Below are 16,039 nucleotides of genomic sequence, written 5' to 3'. Positions count from 1 at the left end.
GCACCAGAGAAACAACAACCGTCCGCCCCAAGCGGATGATGCAGGAGAAAGTGACAGACATGATCCGCTACGGAACCAACCCGATTGCCTGGAGCAATGACGACGATCATTCGATCGGTGCGCATCTGACGCTCGAGGATTGCCTTTCCGATTGCCAGAAGATCGGCTTCGACGGTATCGAGAAGGGTCACAAGATGTCCTCCGACCCGGAGGCGCTGAAGCAGAAGCTCGCCTCCTATGGCCTCGTCTTCGTCTCCGGCTGGCACTCCACCAATCTTCTGACGCATGATGTCGAAGCCGAAAAGAAGGCGATCCAGCCGCATCTCGATCTCCTGAAACACAATGGCTGCAAGGTGGCGATCGTCTGCGAGACCTCGAATGCCATCCACGGAGACGATGCCAAATCCGTCGCCAACGACAAGCCGGTGCTGCCGGCGGACCAGTGGAAGAAGTTCGGCGCCGATCTCGAAGCAATCGCTCAATATTGCGCCGACCAGGGTATCGACCTCGTCTATCACCACCACATGGGCACGATCGTCCAGACCGGCGAGGAGATCGATCTGCTGATGCAGAATACGGGGCCGGCGACCAAGCTCTTGCTCGACACTGGCCACGCCTGGTTCGGCGGCTCCGATCCGGCGGAAGTCGCGAAGAAATACATGCACCGCGTTCGCCATATCCATTGCAAGAATGTCCGTCCGGCCATCCGCAAGGAAGTGGAAAGCCAGGGCCTCTCCTTCCTCGAGGGTGTGCGCCGCGGCGTCTTCACGGTTCCGGGCGACTCCGAAGGCGGCGTCGACTTCCTCCCCGTGCTGAAAATCGCAGCCGAACACGGCTATAATGGTTGGTTGGTGATCGAGGCGGAGCAGGATTCGGCCGTGCGCAATCCGTTCGAATACCAGTCGCTCGGGCTGAAATCGCTGAAGGCGTTTGCGAAGGAAGCAGGGCTGGATAAGTAGAGCCCTCATTCGGCTGTCGGTGGTGGCCCCTCATCCGGCTGCCGCCACCTTCTCCCCGCGGGCGGGGAGAAGGGATATGCCGCGCCCTCGCAGTCCCCTCTCCGCGCGCACGGGGAGAGGGTTAGGGTGAGGCGCGGATCACAAAGTACGCAAGATCAGGAGACCGTCATATGTCCAAACTGCTAGTCAAACCGAAGGCACAATCGGGGCTGATGCAGGAGATCACGCCCGAGAGCGCCGGCTGGACCTATGTCGGTTTCGCGCTCAACCGCTTGAAACCCGGCGAAACGACGGCGGGCGACGCCGGCGAGAAGGAACTCTGCCTCGTTCTCGTCAGCGGGAAGGCGAAGATTTCCGTCGATGGCGAAGACTTCGGCGAACTCGGCGAGCGCATGACGCCCTTCGAGGGCCAGCCCTACGCCGTCTATGTGCCGAAGGGAAGCCGGTGGCAGGCGGAAGCAACGGCGGACCTCGATCTTGCCGTTTGCTCGGCGCCCGGTGGCGAGGGCTTCAAGGCGAAAGTCATCCGCCCCGGCACGCATCCGCAGATGAAGCGCGGCAAGGGCACCAACACCCGTTATGTCACCAATATCATGCCGGAGGACGACGGATCGGCGCAGTCTCTGCTCGTTGTCGAAGTGATCACGCCGGGCGGGCACACCTCGTCCTACCCGCCGCACAAGCATGATCAGGACGACCTGCCGGCTGAAAGCTATCTCGAGGAAACCTATTACCACCGCCTCAACCCGCCGCAGGGCTTTGCGATGCAGCGCGTCTACACGGACGATCGCTCGCTCGACGAAACTATGGCGGTGGAAGACGGCGACGTGACCCTCGTTCCGAAGGGCTACCACCCGGTCGCGGCCGTCCATGGCTACGACGTCTACTATTTGAACGTCATGGCGGGTCCAAAGCGGATCTGGAAGTTCCATAACGCCAAGGAACATGAGTGGCTGTTCACGGGCATCTGAGGAGAAACACTGGACGTTTGCCCCGGCTGGTCTATCGTAACCCCTCTACAGCGCCGCGCGACTTATCAGACGCGCAAAGGACGCTGTAGCACTTTGATTTGCTGCATGTTCCTATCCTTAAATCGGCTACGATTTAAGGATCCATGCAGTAGCAAAAATCGTGCGAGGAGCGGCCGATGCGGATCGATGGTCAATGCCATTGCGGCCATGTCACCTACGAGGCGGAGATCGACCCGGACGACGTGTCGATCTGCCATTGCACCGATTGCCAGCAACTGACAGGCTCCGCCTATCGCGTCACCGCGAGCACGCCGCGGGCGTCCTTCCGTCTGACGGGCGCCGAGCCGAAGCTTTATATCAAGATCGCCGAGAACGGACGAAAGCGCCTGCAGTTCTTCTGCCCTGAATGCGGCTCGCCGATCTACACGACGGGTACGGACGAAGACGCCGAGGAGATCGGCATCCGCCTTGGCACGATCAACCAGCGGCGCGAGCTTCAACCGCGGTCGCAGATCTGGTGCTCGTCCGCCCTGCCCTGGATCGGGGACGTTGGCAAACTACCAGGCAAGCCGCGGGACTAGAGGCATGACGAAGGGCCAGTTCAGAATGCTGCGTCGCCGGATCGCCGGCGTGGATGCGGTCGAAGCGTCTACGCGCCACAGCTTCCCGCGCCACACGCATGATCATTTCGGCATCGGCCTCATCTATCAGGGGGCGCAAAGGTCCCTGAGCGGACGCGGCCTGGTGGAGGCCGAGCGCGGCGATGTGATCACCGTCAACCCCGGCGAGGTCCATGATGGCACGCCGATTGGCGATGCCGGTCGCTCCTGGCGGATGCTCTATCTCGATCCGGCGATCGTCGAAACCGCCGTCAGCGATATCAGCGAGGGCGGACGACGAATGTGCGAATTTGCCGACCCGGTCATCCGGAATGCCGCCCTTGCTGCTCATTTCCACGAACTCTTCGTAATCGCGACCACCTCGGAAGGTGGCGACGCGCCCCTTCGCTGGGACGAGTTCGTTCTGACGCTTGTTGCCGAGGTGATGCAACTCGTTCCGCGCGACGCATGCAAGGTGCCGGAATCGATCACTGCAGCGCGCAGCCTGATCGATGACGACCCGTTGGCTGCCATCACACTGGCTGATCTGGCGCGCGAAAGCAGGCTCAGTCGATTCCAGCTGGTGCGGCGATTTGCGAAGGCGACCGGCCTCACGCCCCACGCCTATCTCGTTCAGCGGCGGATCGACATCGTCCGGCGCCTGATCGCCGAAGGCACCTCGCTCGCAGAAGCGGCAATCGCCGGCGGTTTCGCCGACCAGAGCCACATGACGCGCGTCTTCGTGCGCACCTACGGCGTTTCGCCGGGCGCCTATGTCGCAGCCTTGGGCTGATACCTGCAATTCCGTTCAAGACCGCCGATCGTCGATCGGGTTTTCTGCAGCCCTCACACGCAGGGATTGGCGGTCATGTCGAGGCAATTTCAGGGCTATATCTATCTGTCGCTCGCGATGGCACTCGTTGGCAGCACGGTTATCGCGAGCAAGGTCATAGCGTCCGGACTGCCGCCGTTCACGGCGACGGCCTTGCGCTTCGCGCTTGCCTTTCCGCTCTTCCTCATGCTGATGCGCGCGACGGCGACGACATGGCCGAGCCTGCAACGGCGCGAATGGTTCATCCTGTTCATCCAGGCGGGTGCCGGCAGCGTCGGATATACGACGCTCCTGATTTCCGGCCTGCGGCTGACGCCAGCCGCCGATGCCGGCGTCATCATCGGCACGCTCCCTATCGTTTCGGCAGCGATTGCCATTATCGTTCTCGGCGAACGGCCGGATCGTTCGATCCTGCTGGCGATCACCCTCGCCGCCGCAGGCGTCCTTTCGATCGTTTTCCGGGCCGATAGCGGTGGCACCCATTCGCTCCTCGGCAACATCCTGGTGTTTGGCGCCGTCATCTGCGAAGGCCTGTTCATCCTCATCAACAAGCGGCTGACCACGGCGATTTCGCCCCTCGCCCTGTCGACGCTGATGGCCGGCCTGGGGGTCGCTATCTCAGCACCGATTGCCTTGCTCGAACTGCCGCAGGCAGCTGCGGTAACCACGCAATCGATCACCGCAGTCGTCTACTACGCGCTTGTACCGACAATCGGCGGTTTCCTGCTCTGGTACGCGGGGCTGGCGAAAGTGAGCGGCACGGAGGCCTCGGTCTTCACGGCGCTTGCCCCTGTCTCGGCCGTTCTCCTTGCCTTTGCCATGCTTGGGGAGCCAATTTCCGCCAATCAGCTGATCGGCATCGCCTGCGTGCTCGCCGCCGTCCTGAGTCTGGCGCTTCGGTTGCCGAGCGCGCATCGAAACCGCTCGGAAGCTGGATGAGGCAACCTGCATTCCCGAAACGCCGTTCACACCAGAGAGGCAGCAACGATGTATTTCCGCCATGCAAACGACATCTGGAGAAATTTTCCCGAACTTTCCGCCGGAATTCTTCACGCCGAAGGCATCCACCGCGACGTCTCCATAGATGCGCGCCTTGCCGGCTTCGAGGCCGCGGCGAAAGCGCGGCTCGCAGCAAGCTCGGAGGGTGAATTTCCGGAGATCCAGGCCTGGCGTCGCGCCTTCTCGCGCATGGGTTTGAAGCCGACGCAGTATCGTTCGGCCTCCGAGGCACTGCTCCGGCGTTTCCGGAAGGAGGGATCCCTGCCACGGATCCATCCGCTGATCGATCTTTGCAACGCAGCATCGCTCGCATTTGCCATTCCGATCGCTGTCTTCGATCTCTCCAGGGTAGCCGGTCATCTCGAGGTCCGTTACGCCTCCGGCAACGAGATCTACACGACGTTTTCCGGCGAAACGGAATACCCCGAGCCGCAGGAAGTGATTTTCGCGGATGAAGAAGGGCGAGCGCATGCGCGCCGCTGGACCAACCGCCAGAGCGGTTTTTCGGCGGTCGGTAGCAAGACGACGGCCGTGCTGATCGTTGCGGAGGCGCTGCATTCAAGCGCCGAGACAGACGTAAGCCGGCTCGTCCATGAACTGGCGGGAGCGATGGGCGCAAGCTGGGCCGTCACTCCGCGGAGCGCGGTGTTGGATCAGTCGGCCCCGCGCTTCGATATTTGAGGCCATGGCGCACCTGCGTCCCCAAAGCGACTCGACGTGCGCGCGACGGGCCGAAATCCTTTGACGACGCAAAACCGAGCCCAATATCATCCGCACGGAACCAGAATGCGAGATGACAGCCGCGATGCCCGACGAACGCGCCACGCCATGGCTTCTGGACCTCAAGCAGGCGCTTCTCGATCGGGGCGGGCTCGAGGAAATCTTTCGCCACGTCCGTAATCTGGTTGTCGCGACTCTGGTCATCGCCGCCGGCCTGCACGCCGTCGAGAATCCCGACATCATCGATGTCAAGGGGCTGTTGAGTATCCCGGTCGCCGGCTACTTCGTCTTCTCGATCGGGATTGCGCTGTTTTTCCTCAACTTCGCGGACGGACTTCATCGGCTTGGGAAGATCAAGCGGCACGTCGCCCTGCAGCTGCTGCTGGTGGTCGTCTACGTGTTGATCACCATCCGTGTCGCCCAGCTAATCCTGGCACTCCGGATGACGCCGTCGTAGCCGGCGGTTGCGCGCGCCGGCTACGATCTTCGCGTGGATCGATCACGCCGCCTTGGCGACGTGATATTCCTTGATCGCCACCATCCTGATCGCCGGATAGCGTTCCGCCTCGTAGCGCAGCGAGAAGCTATCCTGCGCCATGAACACAGGATCGCCATCGAGATCGCGGGCGATGTCGCCGCGGCGGGCGGTGATGAACTTGTCGAGCTCACCCGGATGATCGGCGGAAATCCAGCGGCAGACGGAGAAGCGTGACATCTCGAAGGAGACCGGCAGGCCGTATTCCGCCTGCAGCCGCTCCTTCAGGACGTCGAGCTGCAGCGCGCCGACGACGCCGACGATTGCCGGCGAGCCGTCGTCCGGCGAAAAGAGCTGCACGACGCCCTCCTCCGCCATCTGTTGCAGCGCTTCCTTGAGCTTCTTCGCCTTCATCGCGTCCTCAAGCCGGACGCGGCGGAGAATTTCCGGTGCGAAGTTCGGGACGCCCTGGAAGACGAGCGGCTCACCTTCGGTGAGCGTATCGCCGATGCGGAGCGTTCCGTGGTTCGGGATGCCGACGACGTCGCCGGCAAAGGCGGTGTCGGCGAGCTGGCGCTGCGAGGCGAAGAAGAACTGCGGTGCCGACAGTCCCATCTGCTTGCCGGTGCGCGAGAGCCGCGCCTTCATGCCGCGCTCGAGCTTGCCCGAGCAGACACGGACGAAGGCGATGCGGTCACGATGGTTCGGATCCATGTTCGCCTGGATCTTGAAGACGAAGGCCGTCATCTTCTCGTCCGTCGCCTCGACGGTGCGGATATCGGCGACCTGGGCGCGCGGCGCCGGCGCGAACTCGCTGAGCGCGTTGATAAGGTCACGCACACCAAAATTCCTGAGCGCCGAACCGAAGAATACCGGCGTCAGATGACCCTCGAGGAAGGCCTTGTGATCGAACGGCTTGCAGGCCTCGATCGCCAACGTCGTTTCTTCGATGAAGGCGTCACGCTCGTTTTCCGGCAGGCGATGGGAAGCCATTTCCGGGTCGTTGACCTTGGTCAGCCGTTCCTGCGTGTCGGCGCCGCGCACCTCATTGGTGGCGAGGTGATAGGTGCCGCAGAAGGTCTTCGAGCGGCCGATCGGCCAGGTGACCGGGGCGCAGTCGAGCGCCAGCTTGTGCTCGACCTCGTCGAGGATCTCGAAGGGATCGCGGCTCTCGCGGTCCATCTTGTTGACGAAGGTGATGATCGGAATGTCGCGCAGGCGGCAAACCTCGAAGAGTTTCAGCGTGCGCGGCTCGATGCCCTTGGCGGCATCGATCACCATGACGGCCGCATCCACCGCCGTCAGCGTGCGATAGGTGTCGTCGGCGAAGTCCTCGTGGCCGGGCGTGTCGAGTAGGTTGAAGACGGTGTCATCATATTCGAAGGTCATCACCGAGGTGACGACCGAGATGCCGCGTTCGCGCTCGATCTTCATCCAGTCCGAGCGGGTCTGGATGCGGTCCTTCTTCGCCTTGACCTCGCCTGCGAGCTGAATTGCGCCGCCGAAGAGGAGGAGCTTTTCGGTGAGCGTTGTTTTACCGGCGTCCGGGTGCGAAATGATCGCAAATGTGCGGCGGCGGGAAACCGCCTCGGCAATGCTTTCGGCCATTTTCGAGTATCCTGTGAGTTGCGGCGTCTTTACAGGCTCGCAGTCCAATATGCAATTGACTGCGACAAGACCGCTGGCGCTTATGACGGAATGACCATGCACCCACTTGAAAACCGCCCTGTCCTCGCTCTTGTCCGCCTGCCGCATGCGCAGGATCTTGACCTGCCCGCCTATGAGACGGCGGGGGCCGCAGGCATCGACTTGCGCGCGGCCGTTCGCGCGGGCGACCCAATAACGATCAAGCCGGGCGCGCGCGCCCTGGTCCCGACGGGGTTCGTCTTCGAGGTTCCTTTTGGCTACGAAGGCCAGGTGCGGCCGCGCTCGGGTCTAGCCTTCAAGCACGGCATCACTTGCCTCAACACGCCGGGAACGATCGACAGCGACTATCGCGGCGAGGTGAAGGTGCTGCTCATCAATCTTGGCGAGGAGGATTTCGTCATCGAGCGCAGCATGCGCATCGCCCAGATGGTGATCGCACCGGTGACACAGGTGGCGATCCGCGAGGCGGACGGGACGAGCACGACAGCGCGCGGCTCCGGCGGCTTCGGCTCTACCGGATCCAAGTAGCGCGTGTCGCCCAAAAGTGTTCAGCGGTTTTGAGATAGCGGCATGCCCAAAACAAGAATCTAAAGCGGTGGCAGACGCCGCTTGACCGGCGTCGACTTGACGATCGAGGTGTTGGTCTGTGCCTTTTCGGCGATGCGGTCGAGGATCGTGTCGAGTTCGCCCATGTCCCGCACGAGCATCTTGGCGATGAAGCAGTCGTCGCCGGTGATCTTGTCGCATTCAACAATCTCCGGCGTTTCCTGAATGAGCTTTTCGACGATGTGCAGCATGCCGGGCATCGGCCGGACGCGCACGACCGCCTGCAACGGATAACCAAGTCGCGCCGGATTGACGGAGACGGTGAAGCCATTGATGACGCCGCGTTCCTCGAGCTTGCGCAGCCTGTCTGCCGCGCTCGGCGAGGAAAGACCCGCCTCCTGCGCGAGTTCCTTCAGAGATACACGGGCATTGGCCGCGAGAATCTCGAGAATGCGGCAATCGACATCATCCAGCATCACGGCAGCCCCGATAAGATAGAATAGCAAGTTCGCCTTCCATAATTAGGCATCGTACCCCGTTCTCCTTCCTGCATCCATATAAAATCGCCCAACAGCCGATTATTGTTGTGCGATCAGAAAAGGAGACCGGCCATGGACGGAGAACTGAAGCGCGGAAGCGTTGAGATGACGGCGGCAATGCTGATCTCGGGGACAATCGGCTGGTTCGTTCTGATGTCCGGCCAGCCGGTCACAGGTGTTGTATTCTGGCGTTGCGTCTTCGGGGCGCTAACGCTGATCGTTCTCGCGGCAATGCTCGGGCTCATTGACTTTCGCCACCTGAAGCCGCGCGTCGTCGTCCTTTCCACGCTTGGCGGCGTGGCTATCGTCGTCAATTGGCTGCTGCTTTTTGCCGCCTATTCGCGCGCGTCGATCTCGATCGCGACGATGGTCTACAACACGCAGCCCTTCATGCTGCTCGGCCTCGGCGCGCTGTTTCTGGGGGAGCGGATCACCATCACGAAGCTTTTCTGGCTTTCGGTCTCCTTCGCGGGAATGATGGCGATCGTCTCCGCCAAGCCTGGCGGTGGCTTCGATCCCGACCATTATCTGGCCGGCATCGCCCTTGCGATCGGCGCGGCCTTCTTCTACGCCGTCGCCGCGCTCGTCACCAAGCTTCTCACCGGCACGCCGCCGCATCTAATCGCACTCATCCAGGTGATCACCGGGACGATCATGCTCGCGCCCTTCGCGCTCTCCGCACCGCTGCCGCAGGGCGCGTGGCAATGGACGTTGCTCGTCGCCGTCGGCGTGGTTCATACTGGCATCATGTATATTCTGCTCTACGGAGCGATCCAGCGGCTGCCGACTCATATGACCGGTGCGCTCTCCTTCATCTATCCGATCGCCGCGATCCTCGTCGATCGCGTCGCTTTCGGCCACGAATTGCAGGCGATACAGATCGCCGGGTCGGCGGCGATCCTCTTGGCCGCGGCCGGCATGAATCTCGGCTGGAAGCTTCGGTTGATCCCGCTTGCCAAACGCGCAATCAGACCGAGCGCGTGACCATCAGGCGCTCGGCAGCCTCGTCCGCATGCACCGCTCCATTGTGGCGCTCGATGCATTCTGCGACGAGCGCTTGCAGGCGCCACAGATTGCGGTCCCGGATGCCCCTGGCCTCGAGATGCGTCACGGTGTTGAGCAGATACTCCGCCCCCGAGCCGACATGACCGCAGGCGCAAGCCAGCACTTCCGCGACGGCTTCGAGGGAGAGAGGTCCGGCATAGAGCGGCGAAGCGCGGTTCATGACGAAGGCCAGGGCCGACACCGGGCCGGAGTCCGTCTCGACCTTGATCCAGCGCGGCATGCTGTTGGGCGGTTTATAGGTGAATTCGCGCCGGAAAAGCCTTCCGAATTGCCCCTCGAGGTCATCGTCCGGCAATTCGTAGAGCACGCCTCGGCATTGTCCCCCGCGATCGAGCGCCATCATGAGGCCCGGCTGTTCGGGCGTTCCCCGGAAGCGGATCATTCGGAAGCAGAAGGAGCGATGCCAGCCCCGGGCAACGCCTACCGTTTCGCCGACATGTTCGATCTCCGGTTTCCAGATCAGCGATCCGTAGGCGAAGAGCATCGTTCGCGACCCCGGAGCCGGATGGCTCCTTATCATCCGCGCCACCCATTCGTCGTAGTCCGCGTCGCTGTGGAGGACCGCGCCCGGCCCCGGCCCCCCGTCGGTAACCGCCCGATGAACCTTCGCGACGTGGGCCGGGGTCAAGCTGAGTGATCTTGGTTTGCGGGGCACGGTCATCACCTCCGGGCCATGCCTACTGCATGTTTCCTGAAATCCTACCGATTTGAGGATAAGAACATGGAGCGATTAAAAGTGCTACAGCGCGCGTCTGAAAGATCGCGCGCGAGGTACCCGGAACCAAGTTGTGGCCTGCACGCCTCGCTTTATCGGCGCGCCTCCGCCGCCATGGTGACTGCAAGGCTCGCAAGCACGGTGCTCATCAGCCAGCACTGCATGAGCATGAAGAGCGGCCGGCCGGCAAGGAAGGCGGCAATCGAGCCCGCCGTCACCGCGATCAAGGCGTTGACGGTGACGCTGATCATGATCTGCAGACTGCCAAAGACGAGCGACTGGAGAAGCACATCGCCCTGTTCGGGACGGATGAATTGCGGCAGCAGCGACAGGTAGAGAACCGCCACCTTCGGGTTGAGCAGGTTGGTGACAAGCCCCATCAGCAAGAGCTTGCGCGGCCCGTCCTTCGGCAGGTCGCGCACCTGGAAGAGCGAACGGCCGCCGGGCCGGACCGCCTGCCAGGCGAGATAAAGCAGGTAAAGCGCTCCGGCAAAACGCAATGCGTCATAGGCGAAAGGAACCGCCAGCAGCAATGCGGTGATGCCAAGCGCGGCGAAGACCATGTAAAAGACGAAACCGAGCGCGACGCCGCCCAGCGAGATGAGGCCCGCCGCCGGTCCCTGGCAGATGGAGCGGGAGATCAGGTAGATCATGTTCGGCCCAGGTGTGAGCACCATGCCGAGCGCGATCAGGGCAAAGCCGACAAGGTGCTGAGTTTCGGGCATGGAGCATGGCCTTCCGCGATTTTTCCGGAAGGTGCACGGCTCCCCGGATCGGAGCAACGCGGTTCTTGTCACCCGATCAATTTTCTCACGAGAAGCCTCGCCGTCGGGTCAAGCCGGGTTCTCCTTCGGCACGCTTTGCGTTAAACAAACCACCCGTTCAGGAGGAAAGACATCGTGACACTCGCGGCCCTTGTCGCCTATAGCGGCGCCCTCTTCATCGCAGCGGCCATTCCTGGCCCCGGCATAACGGCGCTGGTTGCGCGGGCACTCGGCTCCGGATTTCGCGAAACTTTCTTCATGGGCCTGGGACTCATTCTTGGCGACATGACCTATCTGACGGCCGTGGTGCTCGGGCTCGCCTTCGTCGCCCAGACCTTCACCACGGTCTTTCTGATCGTGAAGATCGCCGGTGCACTCTATCTCGGGCACATCGCCTGGAAGCTCTGGACCGCCGGCCTTTTGTCGCAGGATATACAGGCGAAAAAGTCGGCGAGCGCGGCGATGTCTTTCCTGTCGGGGCTGATGGTGACGCTCGGCAATCCCAAGACGATGCTGTTCTATGTTGCGCTCGTGCCGACGCTGATCGATCTCGCCGCAATCGGCCCCGAGGATTACAGCCTGCTGCTGGCGGCAACATTCCTTGTCCTTCTCGCGGTGCTGCTGCCCTATATGCTGCTCGCGGCCCGCGCCAGTTCGCTTCTGAAACAGCCGAAGACACTCAAGGCCCTGAACCGGGCCGCAGCCGGCATCCTCGCCGGGACGGCGGCCTATATCGCGACCCGGGCGAGCTGAAAAAAGATTCTCAAACCGGCGGTTTCGCAATCGTTTTTTCCTTCGGGTGGGCCTGACCCTGGGCGTTCGCGCTCTGGAAGGGAACGGGCATTGTTCCTATTCTCGCGGTAACCAATGAAGGGAGAAACGAAATGCCTGAAGTGCGCAAGCCCGGCCGCGGCCGCGTCTTTTCCTCGATCACTGAGACGATCGGCGACACTCCCATCGTGCGCCTGGACAAGCTCGCAAAAGAGAAGGGCGTAAAGGCGAACCTCCTCGCCAAGCTTGAATTCTTCAATCCGATCGCCTCGGTCAAGGACCGTATCGGCGTCTCTATGATCGAGGCGCTCGAGGCGCAGGGCAAGATCGCGCCTGGCCGCACGACGCTGATCGAGCCGACCTCGGGCAATACCGGCATCGCGCTCGCCTTCGTTGCGGCCGCCAAAGGCTATAAACTGATCCTCACGATGCCCGAGACGATGTCGGTCGAGCGGCGCAAGATGCTCTATCTGCTTGGCGCGGAGCTCGTTCTGACGGAAGGCGCCAAGGGCATGAAGGGAGCGATCGCCAAGGCGCAGGAGCTCACCGAGACGCTTCCCGACGCGGTCATTCCGCAGCAGTTCGAAAATCCGGCCAATCCGGAGATCCACCGCAAGACGACGGCCGAGGAAATCTGGAACGACACCGAAGGCGGCGTCGATATCCTGGTCTCGGGCATCGGCACGGGCGGCACGATTACAGGTGCCGGCCAGGTCCTGAAGACGCGCAAGCCGTCGGTCAAGGTCATCGCCGTGGAGCCTGAAGAGTCCCCTGTGCTTTCCGGTGGCGAACCCGGTCCGCACAAGATCCAAGGCATCGGCGCCGGCTTCGCGCCGGCGATCCTCGACACGACGATCTACGACGAGGTGATTACCGTGAATGCGGGCGAGGCCGTGGAAGCCGCGCGCCTCGTCGCCAGGCTCGAAGGCGTGCCGGTCGGCATCTCCGCCGGTGCTGCGCTCCAGGCCGCAATTGAAGTGGGCCTGCGCGACGAGAACGCCGGCAAAAACATTGTCGTGATCATTCCCTCGTTTGCGGAGCGCTATCTTTCGACGGTGCTGTTCGAGGGACTGGGCGGTTAAACCGCACTTGGCCAAAGGGCGCCTTCGGGCGCCCTCTCGTTTTCGCGGGACGCTTCCCTTCACGGATGATTCGGTGAAGCACATCGACGGTGCGCGGCCTGCCTCTTCATCTTATGGCGAGATGCCATGGGGCGCGGCATTCTTGCGCACGACCGTCAACGTCCATGAAATGGCAAATGCGGCTCAAGCTCCATCTGCCACCCGTTGCGGATATCAGTCAAAACGTACCGCGGTCGTGTTTGCGCCGCATATGAGGACGCAGACTTTCTCGCCTGGTGCCGGCGTGTATTTTCCGCTCAACAGGGCCGCGAAGGCCGTTGCGCCTCCCGGTTCGGCGACGATCCTTATCGTGTCCCACAATAACACTTGCGCCTGTTTGATTTCGTTGTCGCTGACGAGGATCGAACGATCGACGTAAGATTGGGCGAAGGGAAACATCAGGGCGCCGACCCGTTTTGGCGCCAGGGAATCGGCGGCAATTCCGTCGGCGGGAGCATCGACGGGCCGGCCGGCGTCAAGCGCCATATGCAGTGTCGGCGAGCCTTCAGGCTCCACCGCGATGATTCGCTTCAGACCGGTGAACCAGGCTGCTATGCCGCCGATCAATCCGCCTCCGCCGACGGCAACCATCAACGTGTCGATCTCCGGCAGGTCCTGTTCTATCTCCAAGCCAAGGGTCCCCTGACCAATCAGGGTCTCAGCCTGGTCGTAGGCGTGGATGCTAAGCGCGCCCGTCTCTTTGACGAAGATCTCGCTTGCCGAAAGGGCATCGGCATAGCGCTCGCCCCCGATCACCAGTTTTGCACCGTAGCTTCGGATCCGATCTGCTTTGGCGGGTGAGGTCACACTTGGCACGAATATCGTCGCCGGAACGCCCAGGCGGTTCGCCGCATAGGCGACGGCGGCACCATGATTGCCACCCGATGCGGCGACAACGCCGGCCGGCGGCACGGGTCGTCCGATCAGGTTGGTGAACGCGCCACGCGCCTTGAACGATCCGGAATGCTGCAAACATTCAAGCTTGAGTGCAACAGGCAGGGGCGCTCGGCCGAAATCCGTCATGTCGATGCGAAGAACAGGCGTGCGCCGAATGTAGGGACGGATCAGAGCTTCCGCCTCCCGGATGTGCGTCTGTGAAATCTGCGTATCAGCTATCATGGAAAACTCCCGGCCATTGACTTTAATTCGTAACTTAGCAAACTAACGAAATGCAAGAGGTCGATATCATCAAAGCGCTCGCCAACGAAAGGCGACTTCGGATTCTCGCCTGGCTCAAAGAGCCGCTGGTCCATTTCCCGCCGCAGGTGGATGGAGATCTCATCGAGGACGGCGTCTGCGCCGTATTGATTGCGGACAAACTCGCCATTTCCGCGGCGACCTTGAGCGAACACATGCGCGTCCTGTCTCAGGCCGGACTCGTGCGTTCGAAGCGGATCAAGCAGTGGGTCTTCTACAAACGTGACGAGGCGCGAATCCGGGCGGCGAAAACGCTGATCCAGGAGAGATTGTGACCGGCGCAGGGCGAGTCGTCGAACGAATTGATGCTTGGGTGTGCCAGAGCATTCCGCTTTCAAGCGGAATCACTGATGCTTTAGAATCAAAGTGCTAGAGCGTCCTTTGTGCGTTCACTTGAACGCACGGCGCTCTAAGCGGTCCCGGCTACGACGCTCCGGTGATCAGGCTTTCGCTCCGCTTCGGTTTGCTCCGGCGCGCTCCGTTTTTTCTGCACCAGATGACGCTACGCCGCCGCCGGCAATCGCTCTCCGGCGATGCGATAGGAAATGGCTTCGGCAAGATGGATGCGGCCAACGGTCGGCGCTTCGTCGAGATCGGCAAGCGTGCGGGCCACCTTCAGCACCCGATGATAACCGCGCGCCGAGAACTTCATCTTCTCTGCCGCATCCCTCAAGAGCTGCAAACCCGTGGCATCCGGTTCCGCGATCTTCTCAATCATCGCAGTCGAACAGCGGGCATTGTTCGTCAGCTCAGGATTGCCGAGCGCGGCGAAGCGGTCCGCCTGCAGCGCGCGGGCGCGGGCGACACGCTTGGCAACCACTGCACTCGGTTCGGCTGAAACGGGGCGGAGGAGGTCGGCGGCACTAACGGCCGGGACGTCGATGCGGATGTCGATGCGGTCCATCAGGGGACCGGAAATCCGCGCCTGATAGTCGGCCATGCAGCGCGGGCCGCGGGCGCATGTGCGCCCCGGTTCGCCCGCCATGCCACACCGGCACGGATTCATCGCCGCGACGAGCTGGATCGCCGCCGGATAGCTGACACGGTGGTTCGCGCGCGCGATGATGCATTCGGCGGTTTCGAGCGGCTGGCGCAGCGCGTCGAGAACCTGCGGCGAAAACTCCGGAAACTCATCGAGAAAGAGCACGCCGTGGTGGGCAAGCGACGCCTCACCAGGCTTCGCCCTCAGCCCGCCGCCGATCAGCGCGGCCATGGTGGCCGAATGGTGCGGCGCGCGAAACGGCCGCCGGTCGGAAAGTTTGCCGCCCGGCAACTGACCGGCGATCGAATGGACCATCGAAACTTCGAGCAATTCCGCCGGGGAGAGTGGCGGGAGGATCGACGGCAGTCGCGCGGCTAGCATCGACTTGCCGGATCCTGGCGGACCCACCATAAGCAGATTGTGGTTGCCAGCGGCCGCCACCTCGAGCGCCCGCTTGGCGCTTTCCTGGCCCTTGATGTCGGCGAGATCGGGCAGGTTGGCGGCAGCGGCCCGGATGGCGGGCTCGGGACGCGAAATCACCTGCGTGCCGCGAAAGTGATTGGCGATGGCGATCAGGCTGCGCGGCGCGAGGATGTCGATCTCCGACCCGGCCCAGGCCGCTTCCGGGCCGCTTTCTGCCGGGCAGATCAGGCCCTTGCCAAGCGCGTTGGCGCCGATTGCGGCAGGCAGCGCGCCGGCGACGGCGGCAATGGTGCCGTCCAGATTGAGTTCGCCGATGACGACGTAGCCGGTGAGCGCATCCGCCGGAACGGCACCGAGCGCCGCCATCAGCCCGAGGGCGATGGCGAGGTCGAAATGGCTGCCTTCCTTCGGCAGGTCGGCCGGCGCCAGATTGACCGTGACCCGTTTTGCCGGCAGCGCCAGCCCGGACGCATGCAGCGCCGCCTGGACACGCTCTCGGCTTTCGGCGACCGCCTTGTCCGGCAGGCCGACGATCTGCATGCCGACCTTGCCGGGTGCGACCATCACCTGCACATCGACCGGCACGCCTTCGATCCCCTGGAATGCAATCGTGCTGACACGCGCGACCATGATGCCCCCTCGTCACGGCGACCGCATTTGCGCCGCCACAACCGCCGCCGGTTGCAGCATCAAATCTTGCACGGACTGCGCTCA

Annotated in this window: 18 protein-coding genes; 12 read left to right on the top strand and 6 right to left on the bottom strand. The window is 62.5% G+C overall.

Going from position 1 to position 16,039, the window contains the following annotated elements; translation table 11 throughout:
- Positions 1-59: 59 nt before the first annotated feature.
- The 7 genes from iolE to RB548_RS20500 all read left to right on the top strand — a co-directional run bounded on the left by iolE (position 60) and on the right by RB548_RS20500 (position 5,537).
- A complete protein-coding gene (gene iolE / locus RB548_RS20530; RefSeq protein WP_331373023.1) occupies positions 60-959 on the top strand; it encodes a myo-inosose-2 dehydratase in 900 nt (299 codons plus the stop codon).
- Positions 960-1,129: 170 nt separating this feature from the next.
- Positions 1,130-1,930, top strand: coding sequence for a 5-deoxy-glucuronate isomerase (gene iolB / locus RB548_RS20525; RefSeq protein ID WP_331373022.1), 801 nt, complete (start codon positions 1,130-1,132; stop codon positions 1,928-1,930).
- A gap of 176 nt (positions 1,931-2,106) precedes the next feature.
- A complete protein-coding gene (locus tag RB548_RS20520; RefSeq protein WP_331373021.1) occupies positions 2,107-2,511 on the top strand; it encodes a GFA family protein in 405 nt (134 codons plus the stop codon).
- Between the two features lie 4 nt (positions 2,512-2,515).
- Positions 2,516-3,322 carry an AraC family transcriptional regulator gene (locus tag RB548_RS20515; protein WP_331373020.1) on the top strand — a complete coding sequence of 269 codons (807 nt, stop codon included), beginning with the start codon at positions 2,516-2,518 and terminating at the stop codon, positions 3,320-3,322.
- 75 nt (positions 3,323-3,397) lie between these two features.
- Positions 3,398-4,300 (top strand): DMT family transporter, encoded by a 903-nt coding sequence (locus RB548_RS20510; RefSeq protein WP_331373019.1) that lies wholly within the window; start codon positions 3,398-3,400, stop codon positions 4,298-4,300.
- Between the two features lie 48 nt (positions 4,301-4,348).
- Positions 4,349-5,041 carry a B3/B4 domain-containing protein gene (locus RB548_RS20505; protein WP_331373018.1) on the top strand — a complete coding sequence of 231 codons (693 nt, stop codon included), beginning with the start codon at positions 4,349-4,351 and terminating at the stop codon, positions 5,039-5,041.
- A gap of 112 nt (positions 5,042-5,153) precedes the next feature.
- The gene (locus RB548_RS20500) at positions 5,154-5,537 is read left to right on the top strand and encodes a hypothetical protein (RefSeq protein WP_331373017.1); all 384 of its coding nucleotides are present in this window, start codon (positions 5,154-5,156) and stop codon (positions 5,535-5,537) included.
- A 42-nt stretch (positions 5,538-5,579) separates the two neighbouring features.
- On the opposite strand, the gene RB548_RS20495 is transcribed toward RB548_RS20500, so the two are convergent.
- Positions 5,580-7,163, bottom strand: a complete 1,584-nt coding sequence (locus RB548_RS20495; RefSeq protein ID WP_331373016.1) for a peptide chain release factor 3 — start codon at positions 7,161-7,163, stop codon at positions 5,580-5,582.
- A gap of 96 nt (positions 7,164-7,259) precedes the next feature.
- Here RB548_RS20495 and dut point away from each other — a divergent pair, with 96 nt between their 5' ends.
- Entirely contained in the window at positions 7,260-7,730 is a 471-nt protein-coding gene (dut, locus tag RB548_RS20490) for a dUTP diphosphatase (RefSeq protein ID WP_331373015.1), read from the top strand.
- Positions 7,731-7,789: 59 nt separating this feature from the next.
- Here dut and RB548_RS20485 read toward each other — a convergent pair whose 3' ends face one another.
- Complete coding sequence (locus RB548_RS20485) at positions 7,790-8,224, bottom strand: Lrp/AsnC family transcriptional regulator (protein ID WP_331375030.1); 435 nt, start codon at positions 8,222-8,224, stop codon at positions 7,790-7,792.
- A gap of 135 nt (positions 8,225-8,359) precedes the next feature.
- Between RB548_RS20485 and RB548_RS20480 the strand changes: the two genes are divergently transcribed.
- On the top strand, positions 8,360-9,271 hold the full coding sequence (locus RB548_RS20480; protein ID WP_331373014.1) for a DMT family transporter: 912 nt from the start codon (positions 8,360-8,362) through the stop codon (positions 9,269-9,271).
- On the opposite strand, the gene RB548_RS20475 is transcribed toward RB548_RS20480, so the two are convergent.
- Positions 9,255-10,013: a gamma-glutamylcyclotransferase gene (locus tag RB548_RS20475; RefSeq protein ID WP_331373013.1), complete on the bottom strand. Its 759-nt coding sequence runs from the start codon at positions 10,011-10,013 to the stop codon at positions 9,255-9,257. The two genes, RB548_RS20480 and RB548_RS20475, sit on opposite strands and share 17 nt — an antisense overlap.
- 146 nt (positions 10,014-10,159) lie before the next feature.
- Entirely contained in the window at positions 10,160-10,792 is a 633-nt protein-coding gene (locus tag RB548_RS20470; protein WP_331373012.1) for a LysE family translocator, read from the bottom strand.
- Between the two features lie 174 nt (positions 10,793-10,966).
- On the opposite strand from RB548_RS20470, the gene RB548_RS20465 reads away from it, so the two are divergent.
- Both RB548_RS20465 and cysK read left to right on the top strand, forming a co-directional pair.
- The gene (locus RB548_RS20465) at positions 10,967-11,584 is read left to right on the top strand and encodes a LysE family translocator (RefSeq protein WP_331373011.1); all 618 of its coding nucleotides are present in this window, start codon (positions 10,967-10,969) and stop codon (positions 11,582-11,584) included.
- Positions 11,585-11,715: 131 nt separating this feature from the next.
- Positions 11,716-12,684: a cysteine synthase A gene (gene cysK / locus RB548_RS20460; protein WP_331373010.1), complete on the top strand. Its 969-nt coding sequence runs from the start codon at positions 11,716-11,718 to the stop codon at positions 12,682-12,684.
- Positions 12,685-12,897: 213 nt separating this feature from the next.
- Here cysK and RB548_RS20455 read toward each other — a convergent pair whose 3' ends face one another.
- Positions 12,898-13,842 (bottom strand): threonine/serine dehydratase, encoded by a 945-nt coding sequence (locus tag RB548_RS20455; protein ID WP_331373009.1) that lies wholly within the window; start codon positions 13,840-13,842, stop codon positions 12,898-12,900.
- Between the two features lie 50 nt (positions 13,843-13,892).
- Here RB548_RS20455 and RB548_RS20450 point away from each other — a divergent pair, with 50 nt between their 5' ends.
- A complete protein-coding gene (locus RB548_RS20450) occupies positions 13,893-14,195 on the top strand; it encodes an ArsR/SmtB family transcription factor (protein ID WP_331373008.1) in 303 nt (100 codons plus the stop codon).
- A gap of 227 nt (positions 14,196-14,422) precedes the next feature.
- On the opposite strand, the gene RB548_RS20445 is transcribed toward RB548_RS20450, so the two are convergent.
- A complete protein-coding gene (locus tag RB548_RS20445; protein ID WP_331373007.1) occupies positions 14,423-15,955 on the bottom strand; it encodes a YifB family Mg chelatase-like AAA ATPase in 1,533 nt (510 codons plus the stop codon).
- Between the last annotated feature and the right edge of the window lie 84 nt (positions 15,956-16,039).

This window comes from Sinorhizobium chiapasense (genome assembly GCF_036488675.1).
Taxonomy (GTDB): Bacteria; Pseudomonadota; Alphaproteobacteria; order Rhizobiales; family Rhizobiaceae; genus Sinorhizobium; species Sinorhizobium chiapasense.
Note: the sequence above shows the minus strand (reverse complement) of the source record. Positions and strands in the feature narration are given on the sequence as shown.

Bases quoted from the DNA above. Each gene is read 5' to 3' on its own strand.
- iolE (WP_331373023.1), top strand. From the start codon at position 60: ATGATCCGCTACGGAACCAACCCGATTGCCTGGAGCAATGACGACGAT.
- iolB (WP_331373022.1), top strand. From the start codon at position 1,130: ATGTCCAAACTGCTAGTCAAACCGAAGGCACAATCGGGGCTGATGCAG.
- RB548_RS20520 (WP_331373021.1), top strand. From the start codon at position 2,107: ATGCGGATCGATGGTCAATGCCATTGCGGCCATGTCACCTACGAGGCG.
- RB548_RS20515 (WP_331373020.1), top strand. From the start codon at position 2,516: ATGACGAAGGGCCAGTTCAGAATGCTGCGTCGCCGGATCGCCGGCGTG.
- RB548_RS20510 (WP_331373019.1), top strand. From the start codon at position 3,398: ATGTCGAGGCAATTTCAGGGCTATATCTATCTGTCGCTCGCGATGGCA.
- RB548_RS20505 (WP_331373018.1), top strand. From the start codon at position 4,349: ATGTATTTCCGCCATGCAAACGACATCTGGAGAAATTTTCCCGAACTT.
- RB548_RS20500 (WP_331373017.1), top strand. From the start codon at position 5,154: ATGACAGCCGCGATGCCCGACGAACGCGCCACGCCATGGCTTCTGGAC.
- RB548_RS20495 (WP_331373016.1), bottom strand. From the start codon at position 7,163: ATGGCCGAAAGCATTGCCGAGGCGGTTTCCCGCCGCCGCACATTTGCG.
- dut (WP_331373015.1), top strand. From the start codon at position 7,260: ATGCACCCACTTGAAAACCGCCCTGTCCTCGCTCTTGTCCGCCTGCCG.
- RB548_RS20485 (WP_331375030.1), bottom strand. From the start codon at position 8,224: ATGCTGGATGATGTCGATTGCCGCATTCTCGAGATTCTCGCGGCCAAT.
- RB548_RS20480 (WP_331373014.1), top strand. From the start codon at position 8,360: ATGGACGGAGAACTGAAGCGCGGAAGCGTTGAGATGACGGCGGCAATG.
- RB548_RS20475 (WP_331373013.1), bottom strand. From the start codon at position 10,013: ATGACCGTGCCCCGCAAACCAAGATCACTCAGCTTGACCCCGGCCCAC.
- RB548_RS20470 (WP_331373012.1), bottom strand. From the start codon at position 10,792: ATGCCCGAAACTCAGCACCTTGTCGGCTTTGCCCTGATCGCGCTCGGC.
- cysK (WP_331373010.1), top strand. From the start codon at position 11,716: ATGCCTGAAGTGCGCAAGCCCGGCCGCGGCCGCGTCTTTTCCTCGATC.
- RB548_RS20455 (WP_331373009.1), bottom strand. From the start codon at position 13,842: ATGATAGCTGATACGCAGATTTCACAGACGCACATCCGGGAGGCGGAA.
- RB548_RS20450 (WP_331373008.1), top strand. From the start codon at position 13,893: ATGCAAGAGGTCGATATCATCAAAGCGCTCGCCAACGAAAGGCGACTT.
- RB548_RS20445 (WP_331373007.1), bottom strand. From the start codon at position 15,955: ATGGTCGCGCGTGTCAGCACGATTGCATTCCAGGGGATCGAAGGCGTG.